This window comes from Kineococcus siccus (assembly GCF_009906795.1).
GTDB lineage: Bacteria > Actinomycetota > Actinomycetes > Actinomycetales > Kineococcaceae > Kineococcus > Kineococcus siccus.
This window is the reverse complement of record NZ_JAAALN010000161.1, coordinates 1-9,851: the sequence shown is the minus strand read 5'-3', so window position 1 is coordinate 9,851 and position 9,851 is coordinate 1. Positions and strand designations below refer to the sequence as shown.

The following is a 9,851-nucleotide window of genomic DNA, read 5'->3' as shown; positions in this document are numbered from 1 at the left end:
CCCTCGCACCGACCGCCGCCGGTCCCCCCTGCCCCCCGCCTCGCGCCGCGCCGTGCTCGGCGCCGGGGCGGGCCTCGCGGCCGCGGGGCTCAGCGCCTGCAGCGGCTTCTCCACGGGGTCCTCCGGCGGGGGTGAGAGCGGCGGTGGCGGCGACGACCGGCTGACGATGCTGACGTGGGCGGGCGACGCCGAGGCCAAGGCCTTCACGGCCCTGGCCGACGGCTTCGCGGCGCAGGGCGGGCCCGCGGTGGACGTCCAGGTCGTCCCCTACTCCGAGATCCTCACGGCCGTGGACACCGGCCTGCGCACCGACTCCCCGCCGGACCTGTTCCGCGTCAGCTACACCGACGTCGGCGCGTACCGGACGCAGGGCGTGCTCGCGGACCTGCCGGACGCGGCGACGCTGGAACCCGCCTTCCTCCCCGCGTTCTGGTCCGCCGTCACCGACGACGCCGGCACCTTCGGGGTCCCCCACCACACCGACACCTCGATGGTGCTGGTGAACACGGCCGCGGTCGCCTCGGCCGGTCTCGGCGCGCTGCCCACCACGCTCGACACGGCGTGGACGTGGGAGCAGTTCGCCGACGCCGTCGGGCGCGTGCAGCCCAGCCGCGCCGACACCTACGCGCTCGCCGTGAACTGGCAGAAGGCCGGCGCGTACCGGTGGCTCAACTTCGTCGACCAGGCCGGTGGCCGCCTGCTGACCCCGGACCTCACGGCCGCGGCGACGGACGACGCGGGCGCCCTGAAGGCCCTCACCTACACGCGCGACTTCTTCCGCAAGGGCCTCGTGCCGCAGGCGAGCTCCACGCGCGGTCAGCCCGCCAGCGACTTCTTCACCAACCAGACGGTGGCGATGTGCTTCGCGGGCGACTTCCTGCTCGAGGAGATCGACGGCGCCGGCTTCGAGTACACGGCGACGTTCCTGCCGCGCGACGTCAACGCCTCGGCCGACCTCGGCGGCAACGCGCTGGTGGCCGTGGACGCGAGCCCGCGCAAGGCGCAGGCCCTGGAGTTCCTCACCTACTGCGCGCAGGCGCAGCAGATGGGCGAGTTCTGCAGCACCGCGACCGTCCTGCCGACCCGCCGCGACGTCGACCCCGCGTCGCTGACGTACGCCGTGCGGCCGGACCTCATGCCGCTGTTCGTGCAGCAGGCCACGACGATCCGCGAGCAGCTCGTCGACCAGGTCGTGGTCCCCGCGTTCAGCGCCGTGAACGCGCAGCTGCGGGACCGCCTCGACGAGGTGTTCCTGGGCACGGCCGACGACGCCGCGGCGCTGGCGCAGATCACGGACGCCGTGCAGTCGGTCCTCACCCGGTGAGCACCGTCGCCCCCGCGGCGCGGCCGCCGGTGCGGCGGCGGTCCGCCGACGCCCGGCGCTGGGCGACGTCGTACCTCATGCTCGCCCCGGCCCTCGTGCTGTTCGGCGTCTTCGTGCTGTACCCGCTCGTGGGCGCGGTGCGGATCTCCCTGACGAACTCCACGGGCATCGGGCAGGCCACGTTCGTCGGGCTCGGCAACTACCGCGCCCTGCTCGCGGACGACGTGTTCTGGAAGGCCGCGCTGAACACGGTGCTGCTCGCCGTGGTGTCGGTGCCGGTCAGCGTCGGCATCGGCCTGGGCCTGGCCCTGCTCCTGCGCGACCGCCTCCCCGGCCGCGGCCTGTTCCGCGCGCTGTTCCTCGCGCCCTACGTCATCTCCGGCGTGGTGGTCGCCATGACGGGCCGGTGGATCTTCGACGAGAACGTCGGGATCGTGGACCGGGCGCTGACCGGGCTCGGGCTGCCCGCCCCCGCGTGGCAGTCCGACGCCCCCGCGGCCGCGGTCTCCGTCGTCCTGGTGCTGCTGTGGGCGCGGACCGGCCTCGTCGTCGTGCTCTACCTCAGTGCGCTGCAGGGGGTCGACAGCGACGTCCTCGAGGCCGCGGAGCTCGACGGCACCACGCCGTGGCAGCGGCTGCGGCACGTGCTGTGGCCGCTCATGCGGCCCACGACGTTCTTCGTGACCGTCCTCATGGTGATCGAGACGTTCCAGGTGTTCGACATCGTGTGGGTCATGACCGGGGGCGGTCCGGCCGGGGGCACGGAGCTGCTCGTCACCTACGCCTACGGGCAGGGCTTCAGCGCCCGCCGCGAGGGCTACGGCTCCGCGATCGGCGTCGTGGTCTTCGTCGTCGTCCTCGTGAGCACCGTGCTGTGGTGGCGGATGCAGCGCGAGTCGGAGGAGGACGCGTGAGCGCCCTCGGCACCCGGCCGCGCACCGCCGCGGCCCCGGCGCTCGCCCTGCCGGAGCGGCGGCGGCGGCGCAGCCGGGCGCGGCGGTTCGTCCTCGTCGCGGCCCTCGCCCTCGTCTGGGTGTTCCCGCTGTACTGGATGGTCGTCACGGCCCTGTCCCCGCGCGAGGACCTCGCCGCGGGCGACGTGGGGCTCGTGCCGACGACCCTGGACGGCGGGGGGTTCCGCCGCGCGCTGGTCGACTTCCCCGTCCTGCAGTGGACGGTGAACTCCGCCGCGATCGCGGTCGTCGCGGTGGTCATCACCGTCGTGGTCGACGTCATGGCCGGCTACGTCCTGGCCAAGCACCGGTTCCCGGGCCGCGCGGTCGTGTTCTTCCTCATCATCGCGACGCTGATGATCCCGATCCAGGTGCTGCTGGTGCCGCAGTTCGACCTCGTCGCGCAGCTGGGCTGGCTGAACTCCTACTGGGCGGTCATCATCCCGCGCTCGGCCGAGGCGTTCGGGGTGTTCCTGGCCCGGCAGTACTTCCTGTCGATGCCCGACGAGCTCCTCGAGGCCGCGCAGCTGGACGGTGCGGGGCAGCTGCGCACGTTGCTCTCGATCGTGCTGCCGCTGTCGCGCCCGCTCGTCGCCGTCCTCGTGGTCATGACGTTCATGTACCGCTGGAACGAGTTCGCGTGGCCGCTGGTCGCGCTGCGCGAGCCGGCGCTCTACACGCTGCCGGTCGGCCTGTCCTTCCTGCAGGGCCAGTACACGACCGACTACCCCGCCCTGATGGCGGGGGCGCTGGTCTCGATCCTGCCCGTGCTCGTGCTGTTCGCCGTGGCGCAGCGGCAGTTCGTGGCGGGCATCGCCCGCAGCGGCCTCAAGTAGCGGGAAGGCGCTGCAGCGCCGCGTTCGACGTCACCAGCCGGACGCCGGCCGCGGCGACGGCGCGGTCCCCCGGCCGGGTGGCGTCGTGCGGCGAGCCGCCGAGCCACGCCCAGCTCGCGGGCACGCGGCCGGTGACCTCCTGCAGGCGGGTCAGGGGGGCGAGCACCTCGCGCTCGACCTCCGCGGCGGTGGTGACGGCCGCGGAGGCGGCGTGGGTCGCGGTGTGCCCGCAGACGACGTGGCGGGTGGCCAGGTCGGCCAGCTCGTCCCACGTCATGGCGAGCCGGCCGCCGGGCTCGTCGTCCAGCACGCCGTAGTGGTGGCGGGCCGCGAACGCGCGCTGCTCGGCGGCCGGGACGCCGAGGAACTCCGTCGGCGGGTAGAACCAGCCCGTGAAGCCGAACTCCTCGCACAGCGGCACCGCGACCTGCGCCGCGCTGGCGAACCCGTCGTAGAAGGCCGGCACCAGCCCCGGGCGCGTGCTCGCCCAGCGCCCCGTGTCGAGGAAGGCGTGCACGTCGGCCTCGCCCACGGGGTCGAACCGCTCGGCGTACCAGGCGAACTCGGCCGCGAGCTCGGCGCGGCGCGCGAGCGGGGTGTCGTGGAAGTTGACCACCCGCAGCAGGCGCCCCCCGCTCAGGGCGTCGGTGACCGCGACGGCCTCGGCCTCGCGCTCGGGCCGCGGGGGCACCGGCGTGCCCGCGGGCCGCCAGGCGGCCAGGGAGCCCGGCCGCACGGCGGGGACGGCCGCGGGCACGGGCCGCAGCCGCAGGTCCGCGAGCACCGCGAGGGCGTCCTGCACGCTCACGGCGGGGTCGGCGGCGGCGAGGACCTCCCAGACCGCGCTGAGCTCCGCCCCCAGCCGGGCGTCGGCCGCCAGCACGGCCTCCGGCGACAGGTCGTCCGGCAGCTCCTCGGTCAGCGCGTCGGGCACGCGGACAGCCTGGCAGCCGCGGGCCGCGGGCGCCCTACCGCCGGTCGGCGCGGTCGAGCTCGAGGGCGCCGGCGGAGCCGAAGCCGTCGGCGGAGGCGCGCTTGACGACGTACATCTCGGCGTCGGCCGCCGCCAGCAGGGCGTCGACCACGTGCTCGACGTCCTGGCCCGGCAGGGGGACCTCGCTGACAGCGCCGATGCTCGCGGACGCGTTCAGGACGGTCCCGGCGATCGAGAACGGCGTCGCGATGGCCGCGCGCAGCCGCTCGACGACGGCGTCCGCGGCCACGCCCGGTTCGGTGACGAGGAAGGCGAACTCGTCGCCGCCCCAGCGCGCGGCGCAGTCGCCCGCGCGCACGCAGGCCACGAGGCGCTGGGCGACCGCGCGCAGCAGCTCGTCGCCGGCCGCGTGGCCGAGGGTGTCGTTGACCACCTTGAAGCGGTCGAGGTCGACGAACGCCACCGTCAGCGGGGTCTGCTGCCGCTGGGCCTCGGCCGCGGCCCCGCTCAGGCGCTGGGAGAACAGCCGCCGGTTGGCCAGGCCCGTGAGCAGGTCGGTGTGGGCCATGCGGGTCAGCTGCTCGCGCTGCTGCTCGTTGACGCGCAGCAGCGTGCCGTTGTCGCGCAGCACGAGGAACTGCCGGGCCAGCGCGAGCGCCACCAGGGCGCCGAGGGTCAGCAGCGCCACCCGGTCCGGGCCCGACCAGAGCCGCAGGATGCCGGCCGCCGCCGCCGGCAGCAGCGCCAGGTACGGCAGCGCGGTCGCGGCGTCGGCCGCGGTCCCCTCGATCACCTCCTGCGACCCGCCGGTCGGCTCCAGCGCCGCCAGACCGGCCAGCCCGAACGCGAGCATCCACAGGTAGTCGCTGACCCCGCCGGTGGCGAAGACGTCCTGCGCCACGCCCACGAGGTAGGTGGAGTCGGCCACCGCCATCGAGGCGTTGGCCAGCAGCAGCAGCAGCGCGGGCCGGCGGACCCCGGTGCGCAGCATGGTCAGGGCGAGCACGCTCACGACGACGACGTCGCCGACGGGGTAGGCCAGCGGCAGCAGCAGGGCGACGAGGTCGTCGCCCCCGTCGTGCGTCGTGCGCGCGAGCCACGTGACCCAGACGACGGAGAAGAGGCTGCCCGCGAGCATCAGCCCGTCGAGGCTGACGCGCAGGCTGAGGAACTGCCGCGACGTCCGCCCCGCGTAGACCACCGCGGCCGCGACCGCGAAGACCGTGTAGAGCAGGAAGCCGACGTCGTAGGGGCCGGGCACGGTGTCGGGGAGCAGGCCGAAGACGTCCCCCGCGGCGTAGACGACCTGCCCGCCGGACCACGACAGGCAGGCGAGGGCCATCAGGCCCCAGATCGAGCGGAGGTAGCGGGGTGTCGTCGCGCGGCGGCGGACGCTCAGCATCACGAGGCCCGCCACGAGCGGGAAGACGGCCTCGGCACCGCCGACGACGCTCCGGGCGACGACCTCGTCGCCGGCGGCGGCCTGCGCGGCGAGCCACGTGCCGGCCAGCAGGGCGAGCAGGACGGCCAGGCGGACCGACAGCGGGACGGCGCGCCGGTGCGCCGCACGCCGAGCCGTCACCACCGAGTCCATGACGGTGGATCGGCACGTCCCGGCCCCGACTGCAGGGTCGAGGCCCGCCCGGACCCGACCGGCCCTGCGCCGCGCGCGCCCGCGCCGGTCACTCGGGCGTGTCGGCGGGGCGCATCAGGCGCAGGAGGGGGGTGGTGGAGGCGCGCTGCCAGGCCAGGCCCGCCCCCACGAGCAGCGTGACGAGACCCAGCAGGGCCACGGGCCAGGCGTCGACGGCGAACGCGACGACCTCGAGCGCGAGGGCGACGAGCGGGAGGACGACCACGGGGACGCGGTTGTACCAGCGCGGCTGCAGGACCGCGGCGGCGTACCACCACGCCACGGCCGCGACCCGCTCGTCCGGGTGGCGACGGCCCTGCCGCGCGAGGCCCACGGCCTCGCGCCGGTCCTCCGCCGGCAGGGCGTGGTAGGCGCGCACGGCGCGCGCGCGCCGGTCGGGCGGCAGTTCCGGGCCGGTGACGGCCACGGCACCTCCAGGGTGCTCGTCGTGCGGGTGCTCGGGAGCGGCCATCGTAGGACGGCGGGTCCGGCCGGTCCGTCAGGAGGCCGGCTCGGCCGCCCCGCGCGGTGAGGTGTCGCATCCGGCCGAGTCGAGGCACAATGTGTACATCATTCAGAACTGTGAGTGACTCCCCGAGGACGGACCCATGAGCGCACTCCGGACGACCCCGCCGGCCCACCTCGCGGCGGTGGTCGCGGTCGAACGCGACGCCCTCGACCGGTGGTGGTTCGACCTCACCGACCGCGAGCGCTCCGACGCCCTCGGGCTGGACCGCGCGGAGCCGATCCCCGAGTCCATGGCCGTGCGCCTCATGCTCTACGGGGTGGGCGTCGACACCGCGGCCCTGGTCCGGCAGGCGGGTGGGCGCCGCGTCGTCCTGCACGCCCAGCCCGCCGTCCTCACCGACTACCTCGACGGGGTGCGATCGCTGCTCTGACGCGCGCAGTGGGGGCGGAGGGCGAGGGATTCGAACCCCCGAGGACGGAGTGGGTACCGCCCTAGCGGTTTTCAAGACCGCCTCTTTTGGCCGCTCAGACAGCCCTCCCGGCTGCATCGTACGGCGGGCGCGCGACGGCCAGCAGCGCGACGAGGGAGACCAGCGCCCCCAGCGTCATCATCACCGCGACCGGCACGGCCGTGCCCTCGCCACCCAGCCCGGCGAGCGGCGCGGCGACGCCGGCGGTGCCCCACTGCGCCATCCCCAGCACCGCGGAGCCGGTGCCCGGGTGCTGCGGGACGGCCGCGCTGGCCAGGGCGCCCGCGTTGCCCCAGATCAGCCCGAGGGCGACCATGAGGCCGGAGAAGCAGGCGAGCGACAGCAGCAGCGGCGTCCCGAGCGCGAGGGCCCCGACGAGCATGCCGACGCCGGCCGCCAGGGCCAGGAGCTGACCGCACAGGACGACGGTGCGCGTGCGGACCCGCTCGGCCAGGCGCGCCGAGACGAGGGCCGCGACCGTCATGCCCCCCGCGTTGGCGGCGAAGGCCACCGCGTACGCGATGGGCGAGAGGCCGTTCATCCCGCGGAGCACGAAGGCCGACGTCGCGACGTAGGCGAAGAGGGCCACCATCGCGGCGGCGCTCACGACCAGGTAGCCGACGTAGTCGCGGCTGCGCAGCACGTCGCGCGCCGCGGTGGCGAACGTGCGCAGGCCGCCCGTGTGCCGGCGCTCCGGTGGCAGCGACTCCGGCACGACGCGGTGGGTCACCACGAGGGTCACGAGGGTGATGAGGGCGATGAGCCAGAACGGCGCCCGCCACGTGGAGAACTGCAGCACGACGCCACCCAGCAGCGGTGCCGCGATCGGGGCCACGCCGCCCGCGCCCTGGACCAGGTTGAGGGCCCGCACGAGCTGCGACCCGCTCGCGAGGTCCACGACCACCGCGCGCGCGATCACCATCGCCCAGCCCCCGGCGAAGCCCTGCACGAAGCGGGCCGCCCCCAGCAGGGCGATCGTGGGGGCCAGCGCACAGGCCACCGAGGCCAGCAGGACGACCACGGTGGCCGCGAGCAGCGGGCGCCGCCGGCCCCGCTGGTCCGAGGAGGGGCCGCCGACGAGCTGCCCCGCGGCCATCCCGACGAAGAACGTGGTGAGCGTCAGCTGCACCCCGGTCGCCGTGGTGCCCAGCTCGCGGGCCACGTCGGGGAACGCCGGCACGTACATGTCGGTGGCGAGCGGGGCGATGGCCGTCAGCAGGACGACCGTGGCGATGAGCGCGGCGGACACGGGGCGCGACGCCGCCGGCCCGGCCGCGGGAGCCGGGGCGGCGGGGCGGGAGGTCCTCACGGGGCCTCCGCGCCGGGCGCGCCGGCCCGGGCCGTGGCGGCCCAGGAGGCGAGCAGCCCGAGGTTGGCGGCGGTGGCCGAGCCGGGTTCCGCGGCGTAGAGGGTCAGCGTGAGCCCGCGCTCGGAGACCATGTCGACGCTCTCGTAGGCCAGGTCCAGCTCGCCCACCACGTCGTGGTGGAACCGCTTGGTCCCGGCGCCGTGCTCCCGCACGTCGTGGCGGCTCCAGCGGCCCCGGAACTCCTCGCTGCGGGTGGACAGCTCGCCGACGAGGTCGTGCAGGTCCCGGTCGTGCGGGTCGCGGCCCGCCTCGGTCCGCAGGATCGCGACGGCGACGTCGGCGGCGGTGTCCCACTCGGGGTAGAACCGCCGGGAGTCCTCGTCGAGGAAGGTGTAGCGGGCGAAGTTCGGGCGGCCGCCGGGATCCCGGTCGAGGAGGCTCGCGTGCATCGCCCCGCCGAGGGCGTTGGCGGCCAGCAGGTCCATCCGCCCGTTGCGGACGATCGCGGGGCCGGCGGTCACGCTGTCCAGCACCCACTGCAGGCTCGGCCGCACGGTCCACCGGGGCGACGTCCGCCGCCGCGGGCGGAGCAGCGCGCTGCTGCCGTCGGCGGCCCGCGCGAGGTCGAACAGGTGCCGCCGCTCGGCCTCGTCCAGCTGCAGCGCGCGGGCCAGGGCCTCCAGCACCGACGCCGACACCCCGCCGAGCGCGCCACGCTCCAGCTTGGCGTAGTACTCGACGCTGATCCCCGCCAGCGCCGCGACCTCGGAGCGCCGCAGGCCCGGGACGCGGCGCTGCCCCACCTCGGGCAGCCCCGCCCGCGCGGCCGTGAGCTTCGCGCGACGGGTGGTGAGGAACTCGCGCACCGCGGCGTGGTCGTCGGGCGCTCGGGAGGGGTCCACGACGTCGACGGTAGGTGCGCCCCCCGCGCGCGGCGACGCCCTGTCGTGAGGTGCACCCGCAGTACCTCCTCCGGGCGCCGGCTGGTGCCGGGGTGCCGGGCGGGCGGGGCCGGGTTAGCGTCCGGAGGTCACAGCAGAGGTGGGCCGCGAGGTCCCCCGCCCGTGCAACCACGCGCGGGTCCCGCCCCGGAGGACCACCTCAGTGCATGCGCTCGAGACCGCCCGCTCCCTCACGTCGCACGCCCCGCTGCCGGCCTCGGGCGGGACGCGCGAGCGCTTCGCCCTGCTGGCCCGGCTGGCCGCCGACGACGTCGCGACGGCCCGCGTCGTCGAGGCCCACCTGGACGCCGTGGCCGTCCTCGCCGAGCACGGCACCCGCCCCGCGGACCTGCCGCCGGGCTCGACGTGGGGCGTGTACGCGGCCGAGGCCGCGGGCGCACGGCTGACGGCCACGTGCGGTGCGGACGGCTGGCGGCTGGAGGGGACCAAGCCGTGGTGCTCGCTCGCGGGCCGCCTCTCGCACGCCCTGGTGACGGCCCACACCGACGCGGGCCGGCGGCTGTTCGCCGTCGAGCTCGGGCAGCCGGGCGTGCGGGTCGTCGACGGTGCGTGGGTCTCGCGCGGTCTGCCGGACGTGCCCAGCGGGCCCGTCGAGTTCACCGACGTCGCCGCCGAGCCCGTCGGCGACGCCGGCTGGTACCTGCGCCGGCCCGGGTTCGCGCACGGCGGCGCGGGCGTGGCCGCCTGCTGGTTCGGCGGGGCCGTCGGCGTGGCCCGCGCCCTGCGCGCGAGCACCCGCGAACCCGACCAGCTCGCGCTCTGGCACCGCGGTGCCGTGCGGCTCGACCTCGACCTCGCCCGCCTGGCGCTGGAGGCCGCCGCGGCCGAGATCGACGCCGGCCGCGCCCACGGGGCCGCCGGTGAGCAGCTCGCGGCGCGCACCCGCGCCCACGTCGCCGGGGCCGCCGAGCGCGTCCTCACCGCCGTCGGGCACGCGCTCGGCGGCCCCGGCGACGTGGGCG

10 protein-coding genes and 1 tRNA gene are annotated in these 9,851 nt (G+C 76.1%); 5 read left to right on the top strand and 6 right to left on the bottom strand.

The window, feature by feature from the left end; genetic code table 11:
• From GTR02_RS16010 to GTR02_RS24600, 3 genes are all read left to right on the top strand, one after another.
• Window positions 1-1,324 (top strand): extracellular solute-binding protein (locus GTR02_RS16010; protein ID WP_166608492.1); only part of this gene is annotated, 1,324 nt, incomplete at its 5' end.
• Window positions 1,321-2,238 carry an ABC transporter permease subunit gene (locus GTR02_RS16005; RefSeq protein ID WP_205709416.1) on the top strand — a complete coding sequence of 306 codons (918 nt, stop codon included), beginning with the start codon at window positions 1,321-1,323 and terminating at the stop codon, window positions 2,236-2,238. The genes GTR02_RS16010 and GTR02_RS16005, both read left to right, overlap by 4 nt.
• Complete coding sequence (locus GTR02_RS24600; RefSeq protein ID WP_205709415.1) at window positions 2,235-3,113, top strand: ABC transporter permease subunit; 879 nt, start codon at window positions 2,235-2,237, stop codon at window positions 3,111-3,113. Before GTR02_RS16005 ends, GTR02_RS24600 begins: the two co-directional genes overlap by 4 nt.
• On the opposite strand, the gene GTR02_RS15995 is transcribed toward GTR02_RS24600, so the two are convergent.
• From GTR02_RS15995 to GTR02_RS15985, 3 genes are all read right to left on the bottom strand, one after another.
• Window positions 3,106-4,047 (bottom strand): polysaccharide deacetylase family protein, encoded by a 942-nt coding sequence (locus GTR02_RS15995; RefSeq protein ID WP_166608491.1) that lies wholly within the window; start codon window positions 4,045-4,047, stop codon window positions 3,106-3,108. The genes GTR02_RS24600 and GTR02_RS15995 overlap by 8 nt on opposite strands.
• Window positions 4,048-4,081: 34 nt before the next feature.
• A complete protein-coding gene (locus GTR02_RS24595) occupies window positions 4,082-5,629 on the bottom strand; it encodes a diguanylate cyclase domain-containing protein (RefSeq protein WP_166608490.1) in 1,548 nt (515 codons plus the stop codon).
• A 100-nt stretch (window positions 5,630-5,729) separates the two neighbouring features.
• Window positions 5,730-6,152 (bottom strand): hypothetical protein, encoded by a 423-nt coding sequence (locus GTR02_RS15985; RefSeq protein WP_166608489.1) that lies wholly within the window; start codon window positions 6,150-6,152, stop codon window positions 5,730-5,732.
• 136 nt (window positions 6,153-6,288) lie between these two features.
• On the opposite strand from GTR02_RS15985, the gene GTR02_RS15980 reads away from it, so the two are divergent.
• Window positions 6,289-6,579, top strand: coding sequence for a hypothetical protein (locus GTR02_RS15980; protein WP_166608488.1), 291 nt, complete (start codon window positions 6,289-6,291; stop codon window positions 6,577-6,579).
• A gap of 15 nt (window positions 6,580-6,594) precedes the next feature.
• Here the strand turns inward: GTR02_RS15980 and GTR02_RS15975 are convergent.
• The 3 genes from GTR02_RS15975 to GTR02_RS24590 all read right to left on the bottom strand — a co-directional run bounded on the left by GTR02_RS15975 (window position 6,595) and on the right by GTR02_RS24590 (window position 8,829).
• Window positions 6,595-6,687: transfer RNA gene (locus GTR02_RS15975), tRNA-Ser, on the bottom strand.
• Window positions 6,674-7,927: a Bcr/CflA family efflux MFS transporter gene (locus GTR02_RS15970; protein WP_166608487.1), complete on the bottom strand. Its 1,254-nt coding sequence runs from the start codon at window positions 7,925-7,927 to the stop codon at window positions 6,674-6,676. Before GTR02_RS15970 ends, GTR02_RS15975 begins: the two co-directional genes overlap by 14 nt.
• Entirely contained in the window at window positions 7,924-8,829 is a 906-nt protein-coding gene (locus GTR02_RS24590; protein ID WP_166608486.1) for an MmyB family transcriptional regulator, read from the bottom strand. Before GTR02_RS24590 ends, GTR02_RS15970 begins: the two co-directional genes overlap by 4 nt.
• A 202-nt stretch (window positions 8,830-9,031) precedes the next feature.
• Here GTR02_RS24590 and GTR02_RS15960 point away from each other — a divergent pair.
• Window positions 9,032-9,851 (top strand): acyl-CoA dehydrogenase family protein (locus GTR02_RS15960; protein ID WP_166608485.1); only part of this gene is annotated, 820 nt, incomplete at its 3' end.